Here is a 17020-nt window from a genome sequence, read left to right on the forward strand (position 1 = left end):
CATTTTGTGACGTGTCACGAACGCTTTCCCATACGGGGTGTCATCGAAGGGTTCTATGGCAAGCCATGGACCCATGAAGAGCGCTTGGACATGATTGATTTTTTAGGCAAGCATCAGTTTAATGCGTACTTTTACGCTCCCAAGGACGATCCGTTTCTCCGTGAGAGGTGGCAGGAGTACCATCCTCCAGTTGAACGGGAGCAAATCGATCAACTCATCGCTGCAGCACATAAGGCGAAGCTGTCATTCTATTACTGTTTGAGTCCCGGCTTGAACATGGAGTACGCGAACCGCGCTCATGCCGATCAACTGCTGGATAAATACCGGTTTATGTACAAGAGGGGAGTCAGGCACTTCGCTCTCCAGTTTGACGATATTCCGCTGGCTCTCTTGCATGAAGTGGATACGAGGAAGTTTGGCACATTGGCGGAGGCTCATGCGGAAACGGCGTTGCAGCTGTACAAGCAGATGGCAAGCTGGCCGGAGCCTGTCAAATTGGTGCTGTGTCCGACGCAGTATTCCGGCATGGGAAATGAACCATACATTACGACACTGGGGCAGCTCTTGCCTGATGAGATCGATCTGTTTTGGACAGGAAGATTCGTCTGTTCCCCTTTTCTTACAGAAGGGGACGCTGTCCGCTTCCGGGAATACACAGGACATCGCCCGTTGTACTGGGACAACTACCCTGTAAATGACCTTGCAATGGCAAACGAGCTCCATATCGGTCCGTTGCGGCACAGAGATCCGGGTTTGGGCCGGCTTTCCGCAGGCTATGTGGCGAATGCGATGGAGTGGGCGGAGAGCTCCAAGATACCGCTGATCACGGTAGCGGATTACTTGAACGACCCGGAGGGCTACGATCCCGTTCAGTCGTGGAGGCGGGCAGTGGAGGAAGTGGCTGGAGCCGACGATGCGGAAGCTTTTCTCCGTTTTGCCGACAATGTGCAAAGCTCATTTTTGAACGAAACAGAGTCCCCAGCTCTGATGGAGACATTTATGCAGTTTCGTTTCCATTTTCTGTATGGAGACAAAAGGCAGGGTACCGAGGAGCTCAGGCGATTGTTCGCCGAGATGGAGGAAACAGCCAATCATCTGCTGACGGGTATGCAGAATCAGAAGCTGTCTGCAGAAATACGCCCATGGGTCGAAAAGTATTGGCACTGGGCCAAGGTAGGACAGACGGCAATTGCCTTGATCGATGCTGGCAGCAGTGGCAGGGTGCCACAAGCGGCCTATCATTTGCTCCGCCTGAAAAGATGGCTGAAGCGGACCGAAAGACTGCCGCAAAAGGTTTGCGGTCAGGTGATGCCCATCTTTGTCGAAGCGCTATTGCAGGAAGTAAAAAAGGCGACATAGAAATGAAAAGGAGCGGGGCTCTCGTACGTACGAGACAGACCCGCTCCTTTTTTTGTTCGATAGTTCGTTTCAGTCTTCGTTCCAATCATCAAATGCCGATCTCACGCTTTCCGAACTTTCTCAAGCCGAACTTCTGTTTTCTTCCTCGCTCTCGCGTCGGCTTCGCGATAGTTTTAGCCATTGGCCAATCGGAAGCTCAGCCAGGATCATTCCGAAGAAAATGAGCAAGCCCCCCAGGATTTGACGACCGGTAAGCACCTCATTGATCCACAGATAAGAGGTAAGGGCGGCAAATACGGGTTCGAGAGCAAAAATGAGTGCGACACGGGTAGAACTGGTCTGCTTTTGCAGAGCCGTCTGTGCGAGAAAGGCAAGCGCAGTCGCAAATATCGAGGTGATGAGCAGTCCTCGTGCGACTTCCGGAATCAAAAGAATCTCCAGATTAAATGCCCTGCTCCAGTCTTCAAACAAGAAGGTATAGACCCAACTGAGAACCGCTACTGTTGCCAGCTGCACGATGGCGAGCGGCAAAGCCGAAAATTGCGGCGCGTACTTGCCGGTGACGACGATTTGCAGCGCAAAGCAGATCGCGCATCCAAATACAAGGAGGTCCCCGATGTTGAAGCTGAGCGTCTGGTTCAGGGTCAATAAATACAGACCAATCGCGGCCAGCAAGACGCCGACGATTGCCGCGGGTTTGATGCGGCTGCGCAGGATCAGAAAAGCGAAAAGAGGGACCAGCACAACGGACAGGCCGGTGATAAATCCGGCTTTGGACGGCGTTGTATACAACAGCCCTACTGTTTGCAGCCCATACCCGAGGCAAAGCCAAAACCCGATGATACAGCCGGCTTTGAGCAAGGCGCCGCTCCATGCCCTCCACTGGCTGCGAAAGAACAGGAGTTGTATCACGAGCAGGAACAGGGCGGCGATCGTAAAGCGAATGGCATTGAAAGCGTTCGGCGGCAGCGCTGAGATCGCTTGTTGGACGACGAGAAACGTCGCTCCCCAGACAAATGCGATCAAAAACAGGGTCACATCCGCCATCCACGGTTTTTTCAAAGGCATCTTCTCTCCTTCCACCATCATCAGATGATTCAAAACGTTCAAATGATCTTGCAAGCATGATAAGGGATAGAAAGCGGGAAAGCAAGGGAAAAACTTTGCCTGTGCCTTGCCTTTTTGACAAGGTGTCTGAAAATAAAGAAAACCCGGACTTGGCTTATCCGGTTAGAGGATGGGGATAGAGAAGGGACATTGTCGTCAGAAGCTTACCGAACACCCTGAAGCGGATTGCAAAACGGTTTCGTATGGGGCTGCCTTTCGACGAATATCGCGCGCTCTGTCGCCAAAGTGTCGGCCGTTAATAAACTTTTCACAATTACAACTGACCCGTTCAGGACATAATGATATAATGATAGTGCATTTATTAGAGAATTGACTGGCATGTATGACCGGGAGGACGCTATGGATATTCTTTTGCTGGGTCTTAACTACAAAACGGCACCTGTCGAAATTCGCGAGAAGTTTACTTTCAGCGACGACGGCACGTCTCGGGCTCTTTATCTCCTCTCCCAGACGAAGAGCATCGCGGAATGCGTGATCCTCGGGACTTGCAACCGCACGGAAATTTACGTGGTTTGCGATCAGTTGAACGTCGGTCGCGATTACACGCTTCGATTTTTGGCGGAATGGTTTGGTGTGAGCAAGGAATCTTTTAAGGAACATCTCTATATAAAAGGGAACGAACAAGCCATCGAGCACCTGTTCCGCGTCTCCTGCGGCATGGATTCGATGGTGGTGGGAGAAACGCAGATACTCGGTCAAGTGCGCGATGCTTTTACACAAGCGCAGCAGCAGGAGACGACCGGAACCGTATTCAATATGCTGTTTAAGCAGGCGATCACCTTTGCGAAAAGGGCGCATACAGAGACGGCCATCGGACAGAATGCTGTGTCTGTCAGCTACGCGGCGATCGAGCTGGGGAAAAAGATTTTCGGATCGTTTTCCGGCAAAGAAGTGCTGATCGTCGGAGCGGGAAAAATGAGCGAGCTGACTGCCAAACATCTGCATGCCAATGGTTCGGGACATGTTCGTGTAGCCAACCGGACACTGGAGCGGGCACAGCTGCTTGCCGAGAAATTCCAAGGGGACGCCTGTACGATGGAGCAGTTGTCATCGGCACTGCTCACAGCAGACATCGTCATCAGCTCGACGGGGGCGACGGGATACGTCATCACCAAGGAGCAGCTGCAGCCGATCATGAAGCAGCGCAGGCATCGCCCGCTGTTTATGATCGACATTGCGGTACCGCGGGATCTGGACCCGAGCCTGCACGATCTCGACAACGTATACCTGTACGACATCGACGATCTCGAAGGCATTGTCGCCAGCAACCTGGAAGAGCGTTCCAGAGAAGCGGAACGACTGGAAGGCATGATTGCCGAGGAGATTGTCGCCTTTACGACCTGGTACCAGACATTGGGCGTTTCTCCTCTGATTGCAGCCTTGCGTGAAAAAGCGTTTGATATTCACAGCGAAGGCATGCGCAAGATGGAGAACAAGCTAAGCGGCCTGACAGAAAAAGAGCTGCACATCATCCGCAAGACGACCAAAGGAATGATTAATCAGTTATTGCACGATCCGGTCGTTCGCCTAAAGGAGCTGGCAGCCAAGAAGGATGGCCCCGATGTGTTGGACATGTTCTCTACGATTTTTGCACTCGAAGAGATTCTGGAGCGGGCCGAGCGGGAAGCGAACTGGGAAAAAGAAAAAGCAAAGCAGACTTCCGCGCGTGAACAGGTGCTCGCATCCCGGATCCCTGAGTAGATACCGATACGGAAAGAGAGGAGAGAGTACATGGCCGATGCGAGATGGATCTATGATTTGACGATCTTTCTCTACGCTGCAAGTGTTCTCTTCTATTTCAACGACTTCTTGCAAAGCAACCGGAAAGTCAATCGACTGGCTTTCGGGTTGCTTGCTGTCGTTTGGGCCTTGCAAACTGCTTTTTTTGTCTCGCAAATGGCGGAAAAGGCATACTTCCCCGTCATTACTTTATTTGAGACTTTGTTCTTTTATTCGTGGGTGCTGGTTACGTTATCGCTTGTGATCAACTATTTTTTTCGCATAGATTTGCTGGTGTTTTTTACCAATGTGATCGGGTTTGTCGTGCTGGTTCTGTCCATGTTCTTGCCTGAGACGCCGCTGAACGCCGTATCCGGTCCATTGACGTCGGAGCTGCTTCTGGTTCACATCACGCTGGCGATGTTCAGCTATGGGGCTTTCTCGCTTTCCATGGTTTTCTCGGCCATGTATCTGCTGCAGCACAACATGCTGAAAGCGAAGCGCTGGACGCCGATGCTTCGCCGGCTGCCAAGTCTGGATGTGTTGGAGGGGTACGCGTACCGAATGAACATGCTGGGCGTCCCTATGCTGCTGCTGGCCATTTTGGTCGGCATCATTTGGGGAAAACTGGTACTGCCCGAAAAGTTTTGGCTGGATGCCAAGGTTGTATGGTCGCTCGTCGTCCTGGGCGTGTACTCGTTCGGGCTCTACAAACGGTACAGCGACACATGGCAAATGCGCAGTCTGGCGCTGTTTAATCTGGCGAGCTTCGGGCTGGTGTTGATCAATTTTCTGGCTACCGATTTTTCGAAATTTCATAACTGGCTATAATCGAGTGGCTATGTTAGGAGGCTACCATGAGAACATGGAAAGTAGGAACGCGCCGCAGCATGCTGGCGCTCACGCAGGCGAACTGGGTCGTCGACCAATTGAAACAGCTTGATCAAAGCGCGTCATTTGAGCTTCACGAAATCGTGACGAAAGGAGATCGCATCCTGGACGTCACTTTATCCAAGGTCGGGGGCAAGGGACTGTTCGTAAAAGAGATCGAGCAGTCTCTGCTGGACAAAGAAACGGATCTGGCCGTCCACAGCCTGAAGGATATGCCGGCCGAGCTGCCGGAGGGGCTGGTCATCGGAGCGATTCCGAAACGTGTCGATCCTCGTGACGTGCTTCTTTCCAAAGACGGAAAGACGCTTGACGAGCTTCCGCATGGGGCTTTGGTAGGAACGAGCAGCTTGCGCCGTTCGGCTCAGCTGCTGGCGTACCGGCCCGACATCCAGATCGAATCCTTGCGCGGCAATATCGATACGCGCATCCGCAAGCTGAACGAAGGAAACTTCGACGCTATCGTTCTCGCGGCAGCCGGATTGGAGCGGGTGAACTGGGATGGTACGATCAGCCAATTTTTGCCGGTGGAGATCAGCCTTCCTGCCGTCGGGCAAGGGGCGCTCGCGATCGAGTGCCGAGCTGATGACGAAGAGACATTGGCGCTGCTGAGCAAGTTTGATCATCCTGAAACTCGTCTTGCCGTGACGGCAGAGCGGAGCTTCTTGCATCGCCTGGAGGGCGGCTGCCAGGTGCCGATCGGCGCCTACGCGACCGTCTCCGACGGGGGTGGCAAGCAGCCTGTCATTACATTGACCGGTCTCGTCGCTACGCCGGATGGCAAGCGTGTGTTCAAGCGGACGGCTACGGGTGTTGACCCGCTTGCTCTCGGACGCGAAGTGGCTGACGTCCTGGCGGCAGAAGGGGCACAAGAGGTTCTGGAGCAGGTGAAAAGGGAGAGCCAGGCATGATTCACTCGGTTGAAGGCGGGCATGTGGGGCCGCTTGCCGGCATACGCATGATGGTGACCAGATCGCGGGGGCAGGCGAGGGAGCTGATCAGTCAGTTGGAAGCTCTGGGCGGGGAAGCGTATGCGTTTCCGCTATTGAAAATGGTGCCTCCGCAAGACAGCAGCCGTTTGGATGAAGCCTTATCCCGCATCGGCAGCTTTGACTGGGTCATGTTTACCAGCGTAAACGGGGTTCGCTTTTTTCTTGATCGGATGCGGCAGCTCGGAATCGGGATCGACAGGCTGACGGGGCACCTCGCTGCGGTCGGTCCCAAGACAGCGGCAGAGCTCGCCTTGCACGGGCTGAGAGCAGAGGTGATACCTTCCGATTATGTGGCGGAGGGCATGCTCGCCAGTCTGAAAGATCGGCTTCAGCCCGGCGAGCGCGTGCTGCTGCCGCGGGCTGACATTGCCCGCAAAACCTTGCCGGAGGAGCTGCGCCGCATGGGCCTGGATGTCACGGAGGTGGATGTGTACCATACCGTGATCGATGCAAAGGACGCTCCGGAAGCGGCGGAGCGCCTGCGGAACGGCTTGATTGACGTTATCGCATTTACGAGCTCTTCGACCGTTTCGTATTTTATGGAAGCGATGGCCCCTTATGGGGGGAAGCAGCTGCTGGCGGGCGTAACCATTGCCTGCATCGGCCCGATCACGGCCGATACGGCAAGAGCGCACGGCTTGCAGGCAGATGTCGTCGCCCGCGAGTACACCGTCGAAGGCTTGCTGGAAGCATTGAAAGCATATTGGGGAGGGAATGGAAATGGCCATTTCATTTGATCGTCATCGCAGATTGCGTACAAGCGCGGGTATGCGCGATCTTGTTCGCGAAAACCATGTTCGTCTGGAAGATTTGATTTACCCGCTGTTTGTGGTGGAAGGAACGAATGTAAAAGAAGAGATTCCGTCCATGCCTGGCGTGTATCACTTTTCTCTCGACAGGCTGCGCGAAGAGCTGGACGAAATCGCTTCGCTGGGGATCAAATCGCTGATGATGTTCGGGGTGCCCGAGCACAAGGATGCCTGTGGTTCCGAGGCTTACAATGACAACGCGATCACACAGCAGGCGATCCGCCAGATCAAGGAAGCCTACCCGGATATGGTCGTGATCGCCGATACGTGCCTGTGCCAGTATACCGATCACGGGCATTGCGGCGTTTTGCACGAGGGAGAGATCGACAACGACGAGTCTCTGAAGCTTCTGGTAGCCACAGCTGTGTCTCAAGCGAAGGCGGGAGCCGATATAATCGCGCCTTCCAACATGATGGACGGGTTTGTCGCAGCGATTCGCGAAGGTTTGGACGAGGCTGGCTTCGTTCATGTTCCGATCATGTCCTACTCAGTCAAATACGCCTCCAGCTTTTACGGTCCATTCCGCGATGCAGCTCACTCCACGCCGAAATCGGGTGATCGCAAAACCTATCAGATGGACCCGGCCAATGCGCGGGAGGGGCTGCGGGAAGCGGCTTCCGACGTAGCCGAAGGAGCAGACTTTTTGATGGTGAAGCCAGGCCTCGCTTTTATGGACATGGTGCTGAGACTGCGGGAAAGCTTCGATTTGCCTCTCGTGGTGTACAACGTCAGCGCAGAGTATTCCATGGTCAAAGCAGCTTCTGCCAACGGCTGGATCAACGAACAGCAGATCGTGATGGAAACGCTCCTCGGCTTCAAACGCGCCGGGGCCGATCTGATCATTACCTATCATGCCAAAGACGTGGCAAAATGGCTGCGAGGTGAGTAGACAATGAAAATGGACAATTCGTCCCGCATGTTTGAAGAAGCCCAGCGTTACATACCGGGCGGCGTAAACAGCCCGGTGCGCGCTTTTAAAAGTGTCGGCGGAAACCCTGTCTACATCGCGAAAGGCGAAGGCTCGCGGATTACAGACGTCGACGGCAACAGCTACATCGATTTCATCGGCTCTTGGGGTCCGTTGATTTTGGGCCACGCTCATCCAAAGGTGCTGGCGGCCATTCAGGAAGCGGCTGTGCTGGGAACAAGCTTCGGCGCTCCAACCGAACGGGAAACGGAAATGGCCAAGCTGGTTTGTGAAATCGTACCGTCTGTCGAGGTTGTTCGCATGGTCAACTCCGGAACGGAAGCGACGATGAGCGCTCTGCGACTCGCCCGCGGTTATACGAAGCGCAATAAAATCATGAAGTTTGAAGGCTGCTATCATGGTCATGCCGACAGCCTGCTCATCAAGGCCGGCTCCGGGGTAGCTACGCTCGGCTTGCCTGACAGCCCAGGTGTGCCGGAAGCGACAGCAGTCAACACCATTACGGTCCCGTACAACGATCTGGAAAGCGTCAAGCTGGCATTTGAAAACTTCGGCGCTGACCTGGCTGCCGTGATCGTGGAACCGATCGCCGGAAACATGGGTGTTGTGCCGCCGCAGCCGGGCTTTTTGGAGGCGCTGCGTGAAATTACGCAGCAACACGGCACACTGCTGATTTTTGATGAAGTCATGACCGGCTTCCGTGTATCCCGTGGCGGGGCACAGGAGCTGTACGGCATCACTCCGGATCTGACGACCATGGGCAAGGTAATTGGCGGCGGACTTCCGGTCGGCGCTTATGGCGGCAAACGGGAGATCATGCAGCAAATCGCGCCGGCAGGACCGATCTATCAGGCAGGTACGCTTTCGGGCAACCCGCTGGCAATGGCGGCCGGACTGACCACCCTGCAGGAGCTGGGACAGCCGGGAGCCTATGAAAAACTGGAGGCGCTCTCTGCCCGCCTGGCGGAGGGGCTTGCGGAAAATGCCCGCAAACTCGGTATTCCGCATACGCTGAACCGCGTTGGCTCCATGGTTTGCCTGTTCTTTACCGATACGCCTGTCGTCAATTACGACACGGCCAAGACTGCCGATCTGGACAAATTCTCTGCCTACTTCCGCTATTTGCTGGAGGAAGGCGTGATGATTCCGCCGTCCCAATTCGAGGGAATGTTCGTTTCCCTTGCTCATACGGAAGAGGATATCGAGCGGACAATCGACGCCAGCTACAAAGCGATGAAAAGGCTGTAAATAACAAAGAAAGTCCCCGGTTGGGGACTTTTTTGTTTATGTTCGGGATTGGACGGGGCAAACAAGCTCTTTGGCTTTTTCAGGTCTTTTCATCATCTGCCGCAGCGTATCAGCGTTGATGAAAACAATCCCCAAAATTGTCGTAGCGGCCCCTGCGGCCATCGGCCAGGATACAGCTTCCCGGTACAGGATCGCCCCCAGGGCCATGGCGATGATCGGTGAAATGTAGAGCCAGGTGGAGGGAAACACCGGATTGGTTTTGGCGACCAGCCAGTAAAAAATCGTATGTCCGACCATCGAGCCGAACACGATCAAATACAAGAGCGAACCGATGGCGCTTGGGGCAAGCATTGTCTCGGGGTGAATCTTCTCCGTAAAAAGCGAAAGTACAAGCAGAGCGGTACCGCCGTAAATCATTTGGGCTGCATTCAGGGCGATCGGCGATGCGTCTGCAAAACGCTGGATGACGCGTTTCGAATACAGGGCGCCACTGGAATAAAACAGCTCTCCGATCAAAATAGCGACACACCCGAGCAGCCAGAACAGACTGACCGTGATCGAAACCTGCGGGAAGACGAGGAGTACGACACCGGCAAAGCCAAGCAGGCAGCCAAGCAGCGCTTTGCCCGTTACCCGCTCTCGCAGGACAGTCGCCTGAAGCAGCAATATCATGATCGGACCGGTCGCGGAAAGAATCGCTGCCGCTCCTGACGTGACATGCTGCTCCGCCCAATACAGCGTGGAAAACGTTCCGAATGTCAGACAAAGGCCGGTAATCCACATTTCCTTGTGCAAAAGCAAAGAAAAACGGGCTTGCTTTTTCCAGACCATCCAAATGAAAAGCAGGAGACCTGCGGCCAAAAAACGCAGGCCAGCCGAGAAAAAGGGAGGTGCTCCCGCATCGATCCCGATTTTGATCGCCAAAAACGTTGTTCCAAACACCAAGCACATCACGACATAATTGATGATGACCATAGTAACGCCTCCTTGGTATCATCATAAAAAGAGGTGAATAGAACAGTTTTCAAACAACAGAACAGATTCTGAAATGCTTGTATAAGATAAACATAAGGGCAAAGGAGGCAGGCAAGCATGGACGTCCGTTTTTCTTCAAGAGCAAGTACCCAAACGCTGTTTGCACAAGTGTATGAATACATCTGGACGCGAATCCAGCGCGGGGAGTGGAAGGAGCATGAAAAGCTCCCGTCCGTCCGCCTGCTGGCAGCCGAACTGAACGTCCACCGCCTGACCGTATTCAAGGCGTATCAGTTGCTCAAGGAAGAAAAGAAAGTCTATGTCAAAGACAAGTCGGGCTACTATGTGCATCCCGGCGGTGCGATGCCATTGGACAATCTGGATTCGCCGATTGTCTCCTCCTATGTTAAAAAAAGCCATTTATCCGAAATTCACAAAGTGCCGGTCACTTATCAGTTTTCCTATGCGCTGATCGACCCCAACCTGTTGCCGAACCGGTTTTTTTCCGAATACGTAAAAGAGATTTTTGACTTGTATCCAAAGGTGCTCAGCTCCTATTCCACTGTGCAAGGAGATGAGGAGCTGCGGGAGGCGCTTTGCCGATACTTCATGCACAAGCACCGGTTTCACCTGTCGCCAGAGGACATCATGATTACGTCCGGCTCCCAGCAAGCCATAGACTTGCTCGCGCGGATGCTTGTCCAGCCGAGGGACGCTGTGTTGATTGAGCGTCCGACATACAGTGCGGCTATTGATATTTTCAGGCAGCTTGGCGCCCAGCTTATCCCCGTCGAGATTCATCCGAACGGCTATGACCTGGATCAGGTTGAAGCTTATATGAAGCGGTACAAGCCGCGTCTGTTTTACCTGAACCCGACCTATCACAACCCGACGGGCTACACCGTACCGGCCGAGCAGAGAAAGCAGCTTGTAGAGCTTGCCGAGCGGTATCGCTGTTTTGTGATCGAAGACGACCCGTTCCGTGACATGTATTTTGAGAGCGAACCGCCCCCGCCTCTCTTTTCTTACAGCGTGGAAGGCTACGTCGTGTATATCCGCAGCTTCAGCAAATACGTGGCGCCCGGATTGAGGATTGCCGCTGTTTGCCTCCATCCTTCGCTGGTGAGCCATTTCTTTACGGTCAAGTCGCTGGCGGATAATGGGAGCCCGCTGCTCAATCAGAAAATCTTCCTCCATTACTTTTCCTCCAGCCGCATGCAGCAGCATATTGAAAAGCTGCGAACCGCCCTGAATGTGCGAAAAACAATTATGGAAGAGGAGCTCTCCGCTACTGCCTGGAGATGGAACAGTCCTGCCGGCGGTCTGAACCTTTGGGTCAAGCTGCCGGAATCCCTTTCCATGGAGGCGCTGCTTGCCAAAAGCATCGAGCAGTCGATCTCGTTTGTACCGGGCTCTATATGCGATCCATTAAAGGAGACAAAGTCGTGGCTTCGTCTTAGCTACTCGTATATCAGTGAAAAGCAGCTTCGCGAGGGAACGAAGCTGCTTATCTCCATGGCCAGCGAGCTCGCCGGAACAGTCGAATGAAAGCACGAAAACTCCGCCAAGTCGACGGCGGAGTTTTTACTGCCCGCGGCTAAAAGAGTTTTCGCTGCTCTCTGAAACTATTCTCTTGAACTACTCTTTTAATACACTCCAATACTCATAGGAATGAATTGCGACTCCAGCAAAAGAAGGATGGCTTGCCAACAGTTCACTCAGCTTGCTTAGCTCGTCTTCCATCCGAGCGGTTCCCTCCTCATAAAAGCTGACAAAATTGCCTTCATTGCTCTCCTTTGTCTCTACAGCGACGATTACTTTTTTACCAAGTCGGTCCGCCATCTCCAGCTCTTGCGTGACGAGGGCCGAAATGCTGTTTGGGCCTTCCGCCCGATCGCGGTATGCCATGACTGTAACATGATCGTGCCTGGAGATGAGCCACTCGCTAATCGAGACAACAGGCTGATCGGGCAAGGCCGTCTTGTCCAGCCAAAAAGGAATGTCACAGCCAACCTGGAGGGACGGGTCCAGCTCTTTTGCCTTCGTCACGTAAGCATTCACATTGCCCATCCACTGCCGGATCACTTCATTTTGATCGCTTTTCCACTCGGGGAGTGTATACGGCTCGATATCGAGATGGATACCGGTTATGGCTGCATCCGTCTCCACCGTCTGGTTGTAGCGGCCTACCCAGTCTACGAGCGACAAAATTTCCGGGCGGTTTCGCTCCAGTCCCCAGCCGGATTTGCCGCCAAGTGCGTGTACTTCCATTCCGTTGGCGCGGGCTTTCTGGATAAAAGTGTGGTAATAGGAAGGTCTCAGCGAAGTGTCGATCTTCAGATACAGCAGGTTTACCCCTTTTGCCGCTGCAAACGCAACGATCTGATCAGGGGCTGACGCAGTCTGGTATGTTTGCCACAGCCAAGTAGCTTTTACCGGTTTTTCTCCCGACGAAAAGCCGGTCAGAAATAAAGCGGGGAACATGAGAAAGAAAAGTGCCGTACGCGAAAACTGCTTCATCGTGTATCCTCCTGATGTCATTGAGCACTGCCCTCAATAACGATATTCCTTACTCATATCGGTAGGGCTGGAAGAGTTGATAATAGCGAAGAAGGTTTCCAGGCAAAAAGGGGTCGAATTGACCAGGACCGTGAATGGGGCGGGGGACAGATCTGGGTAAAAGGAAAGGGAGACGCCCTGCAGGCATCGAGATAGAAGTTTAATGATAGTTTGTTCCAAAAAGAGGATGTCATGCAGATAAAAATAGCTGCCTTTCATGCTAAGATAGCAAAAAGGGAAATGCCAGCCAAATTGATAGAAAAGGAGCTGTGTGCGATGCAGGGAGCGATCGTTCAATTGCCGGAAATGTGGATGGTAGGCGCAAGCTTTACCGGTCCCTTTCAAAGCTTGGGAGTGGAAATGCCGAAGCTGTGGGACGTTTTTTCGCAGAGGGTGAACGAAATTGGCAATCTGAAATACCCGCTATGCTTTTACGGTGTCAGTGATGAACGCAAAGTCGGTTCCTATCAATTGTTCACGGAGTACATTTCCGTTGAAGTAGCAAAATTTGACCGCATCCCGGAAGGAATGGTCGGATTTACGATTCCGGCAAGAAGCTACGCCCTGTTCACTCATCAGGGCCCCATGGACCAAGTTCAGTCAACGTATCATCGCGCTTTTGACTGGATAAAGCGCCAGGGGCTTGCGGTAGAGGAAAAGGCGCTTCGCCTTGAGCGCTACGATGAGCGATATCTCCCGCCCCGTCATGCTGCAGAGCGGGAAGAAAACGCCTATGACATCCTGATCCCGCTCGCTTAGCGGGAATTGTCCGAGCGAAGCGTGTCCGACGTAAAACGGCTGATGCCGGAGAAAACTTGCTGCAGTGTCTCCAAAGACACTGTCGTATCAAAAGGAATCTCCAGTGAATGATCGGCGTTCGGCACGATGTCCAACTCGATGTTGGCGTGTTTGTCGCGAATCTGTTCGATCGTCTCGCTGTGGTAATAATGGTCCGCCGTGCCGGTCACCAGATACATGTTCTGCTTGCAGGCCAGCAAGCTCTCTGCAAATCCTTCCTGATTCAATAGCGGCGTGAGCAGGATAGCGGAGGCCTCGGAGGGAAGCATGGACTCGCCAAATCCGCTGACAATGGGGAGCGTGCCGATCGATTTACCGATAAACAGAATTTCCTTGCGGGGCTGATCCGCCAGCACATGCCGGACGACGGCCTCTACGTCCTGGAGCATCAACGTCCCTCTTTTGCGGGGAGGCAGGCTCCAGAATTCTACCTGTATTGTAAACCTGGTTGGGAAAAAATGTTGGAAAAAATGGCGAGACTATAGAAAAAGGAGGAGAAGTAGATGAAAAAAGCGGTATTGCAAAATGGAGTCGAACTGGCTTACGAAGACAGGGGGACGGGAGACGCCGTCTGTCTCGTGCACGGCTTTTGCGGAAGCTCGGTATATTGGAAAAAGCTCATCCCGAGACTGGAGAAATCAAGCAGGGTGCTTGCTCCCGACTTGCGCGGCCACGGAGGCAGTTCGGTTCCGGATGAAACGTACACCGTGGAGAAAATGGCAGAGGATCTTGCCTTTTTCATGGATGAGACCGGGATTGAAAAGATGACGCTCCTCGGACATTCCTTGGGCGGTTATGTCGCCTTGGCTTTTGCCGAGCGCTACCCCGACAGGCTGAGTGCGATGGGGCTGATCCATTCTACCGCGTTTCCCGATGATGAGCAGGCAAAGGAAAACCGGACCAAAGGAATGGAGAGCATCCGTCAAAACGGGATAGAGCCCTTTATCAAGGCGCTGGTTCCCAAGCTGTTCGCCCCTGGCGCTTTATCCCGTTATCCGGAAGAATGGGAGCGGGTCAAACAGGTCGGCCTGCAAACACCGCCAGACGGCGCGATCCGGACATTGGAAGCGATGCGGGAAAGAGCAGACCGGCAGCATGTCCTCAGAAAGCTTGCTTGTCCCGTCCTGCTTATCGCAGGGGAACAAGACCAGATCATTCCGGCAGACAAAACCTTTACAGCAGATGGGGCGAATGTCACTCGGGTACTGCTTGCGGAGGCTGGTCACATGGGAATGCTGGAAACCCCCGAGAAAATGGCTGATGCGATCAAGCAATTCCTGTCCAATATCTAGCAGGAAGCTGAACATCTATCCAGAAATATTTGCTATAATCAGAGATGTCCTATTTTTTATTTTTTACATAACGGGAGGAGAAGCGCGAATGAAAAAAGCACGTCGCATTACCCTGGCCGCTCTGGCAGCTGCCATCTGTTCGTCCCTGATGGCCGGATCGGTCCTGGCAGCACCGCTGCATCCGGTTCAGCACGTAGACTGGATGGTAAAGAAATCCATCGTATCTCCGGGAGCAAACGGTGATCTTGCCCTTGAGCGCAATGTGACTTTGGCGGAAGCAGTTGTCGTTTTTGCCAAACTGGGCGGAAGCAAAATTTCTGCTCCTGACAAAGGGGCGCATTGGTCTGCGCCTTACCTCGCTTGGGCAAAAACCAAGGGAGCAATTATGCAGGATGACTTCAAAAACCCGACACAAGTTCTTTCTTCGGCAAAATTGACAGAGGTCGCCAAAAAGCTGGGCTACACCATTGAAATGGAAAACAAGGCGCAAGTGACCCGCGGCGATTTCTTCCAGGCGCTCGGGGATGCGGCTACTACACACATTACGATCGCGCATACCAATGATACGCACGGACATATTACAGAAGATAAAAACTTGAAGGAATTCGGTTACGCCAAGATCGCCACGCTGCTGAAGGACTGGCGTGAGGAGAACGACAACTTCCTCCTGCTTGATGCGGGTGATACCTTCCAGGGCACCGTCTACGTCAACCAATTCCAAGGGGAGTCTGTCGTACCGATCCTCAATTACTTGGGCTACAACGTAATGGCGGCAGGGAACCACGAGTTTGACTTTGGCTATGAACAGCTGCTGAAGCTGCGCGACATGCTGAAGCACCCGGTTATTTCCGCAAACGTGTTCAAAGCGGATGGAAAAGAACTGCTCGTACCTACCTTCAAGGCGGAAATCGGCGGCAAAAAGTTTGCCTTCGTCGGTTTTGTAGCGGAGGATACACCGATCCTCACCCACCCGAACAACGTGAAAGGCCTTACCTTCAAAAACCCTGTAGAAGTGGCGAAGACCGTCGTGCCACAGCTGAAAAAAGAGGTTGACCATGTAATCGTCGTTTCCCACGTCGGCGTGGATGTTGACCGTGAGATCGCGAAAAACGTACCGGGCATCGATCTGATCGTCGGCGGACATTCCCATACGCCGCTGGAAAAGCCGGAGCTGGTGAACGGCACGTACATCGTACAGGACTGGGAGTACGGCAAGTCTCTCGGACGCGCAGACCTGTACTACCTCGGCAAGGAGCTGGTTGCGTTCAGCGGCGGTTTGAAAGCGTATGACGAAACCGTTCAAGCTGATCCTGAGGTAGAGAAAATGGTTCAAGAGATCGTCAAGAAAATCGACGAAGTCATGGACGTGGTCATCGCCAAGTCTGAGGTAGACCTTGATGGCGACAGAGCGCTGGTTCGCAAAAAGGAGACAAACGTAGGAAACCTGATCGCCGACATCATGCTGGAGCGCACGAAATCCATCCCGGGGCATGAAGCAGACGTTGCGCTGACCAACGCAGGCGGTATCCGTACACAGCTAAAGGCGGGCGACATCACGAAGAAAAATCTGTACACCCTGCTGCCATTCCCGAATACCCTGGTCGTGATCGAGGTGACCGGCGAAGAGCTGCGTCAAGCGCTGGAAAGCGGTGTAAGCAAGGTGGAGACGGGAGAGGGACGCTTCCCGCAAATCAGCGGCATGTCTTTTACCTACAATCCAAGCAAGCCTGCGGGTCAGCGCGTTGTCGAGGTAAAGGTAGGCGGTCAGCCGCTCGACCTGAAGAAGACGTACAAGGTCGCAACCAATGACTTCCTGGCAACAGGCGGAGACGGATATGAGAGCTTTAACAAACCTGCGTTCAATACAGGTCTGACTTTCTACAGCATTGTGGAAGAAGAGCTGATCAAACGCAAGACGGTTAATCCGAAAGTAGAAGGTCGCATCGTCGAAGTAAACGAATAGGATTTGATCATTGCATTCCGGCATATAAGGAAAGCGGATCATTCGGGCCCTGTTCCCTTTGAGGGAAGAGGGCCCTTTTTGGTGCGCCCAGCATGGGCGATAGCTATAGGGTGAAAGTCCCGAACGGGGGTTGGCTGTACCAACCGTTAGCTCAAGGCAAGGGTGTCGACCGCGAGGTCGAATCTGAAGGAAGCCGGCGGCAAAATCCCGACCTGAGGTACACGAACCCAATTTGAGGCTGTTGTATCCGGGCGAGTCTGCCAAACAAGACAAAGCCCCATACAGCCAAGGGATACAGTAGTAAACTTGGGCAGGTACATGGGATGAAAGTTATCGTTCTTACCTGGGGAGGTCTGCATGAA

At 53.4% G+C, this 17020-nt stretch carries 15 protein-coding genes; 11 read left to right on the top strand and 4 right to left on the bottom strand.

Annotated features, from left to right (window positions below):
• Positions 1-6 precede the first annotated feature (6 nt).
• Positions 7-1359 (top strand): protein O-GlcNAcase, encoded by a 1353-nt coding sequence (locus NST96_RS09220; protein ID WP_003387663.1) that lies wholly within the window; start codon positions 7-9, stop codon positions 1357-1359.
• A 120-nt stretch (positions 1360-1479) separates the two neighbouring features.
• On the opposite strand, the gene NST96_RS09225 is transcribed toward NST96_RS09220, so the two are convergent.
• The gene (locus tag NST96_RS09225) at positions 1480-2421 is read right to left on the bottom strand and encodes a DMT family transporter (protein ID WP_024984474.1); all 942 of its coding nucleotides are present in this window, start codon (positions 2419-2421) and stop codon (positions 1480-1482) included.
• 405 nt (positions 2422-2826) lie between these two features.
• On the opposite strand from NST96_RS09225, the gene hemA reads away from it, so the two are divergent.
• The 6 genes from hemA to hemL are packed head-to-tail and all read left to right on the top strand — an operon-like array spanning position 2827 to position 9071.
• Entirely contained in the window at positions 2827-4188 is a 1362-nt protein-coding gene (hemA, locus tag NST96_RS09230) for a glutamyl-tRNA reductase (protein WP_003387661.1), read from the top strand.
• Positions 4189-4218: 30 nt separating this feature from the next.
• A complete protein-coding gene (ccsA, locus tag NST96_RS09235; RefSeq protein WP_003387660.1) occupies positions 4219-5037 on the top strand; it encodes a cytochrome c biogenesis protein CcsA in 819 nt (272 codons plus the stop codon).
• Between the two features lie 26 nt (positions 5038-5063).
• Entirely contained in the window at positions 5064-6005 is a 942-nt protein-coding gene (gene hemC, locus NST96_RS09240) for a hydroxymethylbilane synthase (protein WP_243014757.1), read from the top strand.
• The gene (locus NST96_RS09245; RefSeq protein ID WP_172920959.1) at positions 6002-6823 is read left to right on the top strand and encodes a uroporphyrinogen-III synthase; all 822 of its coding nucleotides are present in this window, start codon (positions 6002-6004) and stop codon (positions 6821-6823) included. The genes hemC and NST96_RS09245 overlap by 4 nt, the downstream gene beginning before the upstream one ends.
• On the top strand, positions 6807-7784 hold the full coding sequence (gene hemB / locus NST96_RS09250) for a porphobilinogen synthase (protein WP_003387655.1): 978 nt from the start codon (positions 6807-6809) through the stop codon (positions 7782-7784). The genes NST96_RS09245 and hemB overlap by 17 nt, the downstream gene beginning before the upstream one ends.
• A gap of 3 nt (positions 7785-7787) precedes the next feature.
• Positions 7788-9071, top strand: coding sequence for a glutamate-1-semialdehyde 2,1-aminomutase (gene hemL, locus NST96_RS09255; RefSeq protein ID WP_122958150.1), 1284 nt, complete (start codon positions 7788-7790; stop codon positions 9069-9071).
• Between the two features lie 36 nt (positions 9072-9107).
• Here the strand turns inward: hemL and NST96_RS09260 are convergent, their stop codons facing one another.
• Positions 9108-10046: an EamA family transporter gene (locus tag NST96_RS09260; protein WP_003387652.1), complete on the bottom strand. Its 939-nt coding sequence runs from the start codon at positions 10044-10046 to the stop codon at positions 9108-9110.
• Positions 10047-10163: 117 nt separating this feature from the next.
• Here NST96_RS09260 and NST96_RS09265 point away from each other — a divergent pair, with 117 nt between their 5' ends.
• Positions 10164-11594 (top strand): PLP-dependent aminotransferase family protein, encoded by a 1431-nt coding sequence (locus NST96_RS09265; RefSeq protein WP_243014756.1) that lies wholly within the window; start codon positions 10164-10166, stop codon positions 11592-11594.
• A 90-nt stretch (positions 11595-11684) separates the two neighbouring features.
• Here the strand turns inward: NST96_RS09265 and NST96_RS09270 are convergent, their stop codons facing one another.
• A complete protein-coding gene (locus tag NST96_RS09270; protein ID WP_003387650.1) occupies positions 11685-12566 on the bottom strand; it encodes a hypothetical protein in 882 nt (293 codons plus the stop codon).
• Between the two features lie 231 nt (positions 12567-12797).
• Here NST96_RS09270 and NST96_RS09275 point away from each other — a divergent pair, with 231 nt between their 5' ends.
• Positions 12798-13364, top strand: coding sequence for a GyrI-like domain-containing protein (locus NST96_RS09275; RefSeq protein ID WP_228006843.1), 567 nt, complete (start codon positions 12798-12800; stop codon positions 13362-13364).
• Here NST96_RS09275 and NST96_RS09280 read toward each other — a convergent pair.
• The gene (locus NST96_RS09280) at positions 13361-13792 is read right to left on the bottom strand and encodes a hypothetical protein (protein WP_122958153.1); all 432 of its coding nucleotides are present in this window, start codon (positions 13790-13792) and stop codon (positions 13361-13363) included. The two genes, NST96_RS09275 and NST96_RS09280, sit on opposite strands and share 4 nt — an antisense overlap.
• 114 nt (positions 13793-13906) lie before the next feature.
• Here NST96_RS09280 and NST96_RS09285 point away from each other — a divergent pair, with 114 nt between their 5' ends.
• Positions 13907-14695 carry an alpha/beta hydrolase gene (locus tag NST96_RS09285; protein WP_342406117.1) on the top strand — a complete coding sequence of 263 codons (789 nt, stop codon included), beginning with the start codon at positions 13907-13909 and terminating at the stop codon, positions 14693-14695.
• Positions 14696-14783: 88 nt separating this feature from the next.
• The gene (locus tag NST96_RS09290; RefSeq protein ID WP_003387645.1) at positions 14784-16658 is read left to right on the top strand and encodes a 5'-nucleotidase C-terminal domain-containing protein; all 1875 of its coding nucleotides are present in this window, start codon (positions 14784-14786) and stop codon (positions 16656-16658) included.
• The last annotated feature ends 362 nt before the right edge of the window (positions 16659-17020 follow it).

The organism is Brevibacillus sp. FSL K6-2834, from assembly GCF_038592925.1.
In the GTDB taxonomy this organism is placed as follows: Bacteria; Bacillota; Bacilli; order Brevibacillales; family Brevibacillaceae; genus Brevibacillus; species Brevibacillus borstelensis.

What these genes read in the sequence shown, in the direction of transcription:
- NST96_RS09260 (WP_003387652.1), bottom strand. Translation starts at nt 10,046, where the DNA reads ATGGTCATCATCAATTATGTCGTGATGTGCTTGGTGTTTGGAACAACG.
- NST96_RS09280 (WP_122958153.1), bottom strand. Translation starts at nt 13,792, where the DNA reads ATGCTCCAGGACGTAGAGGCCGTCGTCCGGCATGTGCTGGCGGATCAG.
- NST96_RS09275 (WP_228006843.1), top strand. Translation starts at nt 12,798, where the DNA reads ATGCAGATAAAAATAGCTGCCTTTCATGCTAAGATAGCAAAAAGGGAA.
- NST96_RS09270 (WP_003387650.1), bottom strand. Translation starts at nt 12,566, where the DNA reads ATGAAGCAGTTTTCGCGTACGGCACTTTTCTTTCTCATGTTCCCCGCT.
- hemC (WP_243014757.1), top strand. Translation starts at nt 5,064, where the DNA reads ATGAGAACATGGAAAGTAGGAACGCGCCGCAGCATGCTGGCGCTCACG.
- ccsA (WP_003387660.1), top strand. Translation starts at nt 4,219, where the DNA reads ATGGCCGATGCGAGATGGATCTATGATTTGACGATCTTTCTCTACGCT.
- hemA (WP_003387661.1), top strand. Translation starts at nt 2,827, where the DNA reads ATGGATATTCTTTTGCTGGGTCTTAACTACAAAACGGCACCTGTCGAA.
- NST96_RS09285 (WP_342406117.1), top strand. Translation starts at nt 13,907, where the DNA reads ATGAAAAAAGCGGTATTGCAAAATGGAGTCGAACTGGCTTACGAAGAC.
- NST96_RS09265 (WP_243014756.1), top strand. Translation starts at nt 10,164, where the DNA reads ATGGACGTCCGTTTTTCTTCAAGAGCAAGTACCCAAACGCTGTTTGCA.
- hemB (WP_003387655.1), top strand. Translation starts at nt 6,807, where the DNA reads ATGGCCATTTCATTTGATCGTCATCGCAGATTGCGTACAAGCGCGGGT.
- NST96_RS09290 (WP_003387645.1), top strand. Translation starts at nt 14,784, where the DNA reads ATGAAAAAAGCACGTCGCATTACCCTGGCCGCTCTGGCAGCTGCCATC.
- hemL (WP_122958150.1), top strand. Translation starts at nt 7,788, where the DNA reads ATGAAAATGGACAATTCGTCCCGCATGTTTGAAGAAGCCCAGCGTTAC.
- NST96_RS09245 (WP_172920959.1), top strand. Translation starts at nt 6,002, where the DNA reads ATGATTCACTCGGTTGAAGGCGGGCATGTGGGGCCGCTTGCCGGCATA.